Consider the following 1,085-nt stretch of genomic DNA (forward strand, 5'->3'; position numbering starts at 1 on the left):
CGGGCCGGGGGGCCCGCGGGCGGGGGCGGCGGCCCCGCGGGCGCAACGGGGGCCGGCGGGCCCGTGGCCCAGCACCTGACGGGTGAACTGGTCGGGCGCTTCCGCAACGACCGCCGCCCGTACTCCGCCATCGCCCTGCACGCCGACACCTCGGCGGGCACCGCGATCGTCAACGACTACGGCGAGGCGGAGATGTTCGCCCGCCAGGTCAGGGCGCACGGCCGTCCCGGCGACATCCTGGTGCTGCTGTCCACCAGCGGCACCAGCCAGAACGTGGTCGCCGCCGCCAAGGCCGCCCACGACATCGGCGTGACCACCTGGGCCATGACCGGCCCCGCGCCCAATCCGCTGGCCGCGCTGTGCGACGACGCGGTGGCCGTGGAGGCCCCGGCGACCGCCACCGTGCAGGAGGTGCACCTGGCGTTGGCGCACGCGCTGTGCGAGGCGTTCGACGACGCGCTCGGGATTCCCACGTGAAACCGCTGGTCGTCGTCGGTGACAGCCTGCTCGACGTCGATATCGACGGCGAGGCCGAACGCCTGTCCCCCGAAGCGCCGGTGCCGGTGGTCGACGTGCGGCGGCGCGGACTGCGGCCGGGCGGCGCGGGCCTGGCCGCCGCCTTGGCGGCCGAGTCCGCCGCCCAGGTCGTGCTGGTCACCGCGACCGCCGACGACAGCGACGGCCGCACCCTGGCCCGGTTGCTGGAGCGGCAGGTCGATCTGGTTCCGATGCCGTTGCGCGGCGGCACCGTCCGCAAGGCGCGGGTCAGGGCGGGCGGACAGTCGGTGGTGCGGCTGGACAGCGGGGACGGCGTCGCCGAGGCCGGGGCGCTCAGCGCCGAGGTCGGCGCGGCCCTGCGCGGCGCGGGCGCGATCCTGGTCGCCGACTACGGCCGCGGCGTCACCGCGCACCCGCGGCTGCGCCGCCTGCTCACCGAACTGGCACACACGGTGCCGATGGTGTGGGACCCGCATCCGCGGGGGGGCCCCCCCCCCCGAGGCGCCCCGCGGGGGGGGGCCGCCCAGAAGGGGGGCCCCCGGGGGGGGCCCCCGGTAGGGGGCACGGGGGGGGGGGGGGGTGTACAG

At 78.0% G+C, this 1,085-nt stretch carries 1 protein-coding gene and 1 pseudogene; both read left to right on the top strand.

Annotated elements, in window-relative coordinates; translation table 11 throughout:
• On the top strand, positions 1–477 hold a 477-nt coding region (locus QH283_RS11465; protein WP_280502991.1), incomplete at its 5' end, for a D-sedoheptulose-7-phosphate isomerase.
• Positions 474–1,085 (top strand): annotated as a pseudogene (locus QH283_RS11470) (D-beta-D-heptose 1-phosphate adenosyltransferase); the annotation flags it as partial. The gene QH283_RS11465 and the pseudogene QH283_RS11470, both read left to right, overlap by 4 nt.

It is taken from the genome of Nocardia farcinica, from assembly GCF_029867845.1.
Classification (GTDB): Bacteria; Actinomycetota; Actinomycetes; order Mycobacteriales; family Mycobacteriaceae; genus Nocardia; species Nocardia farcinica_A.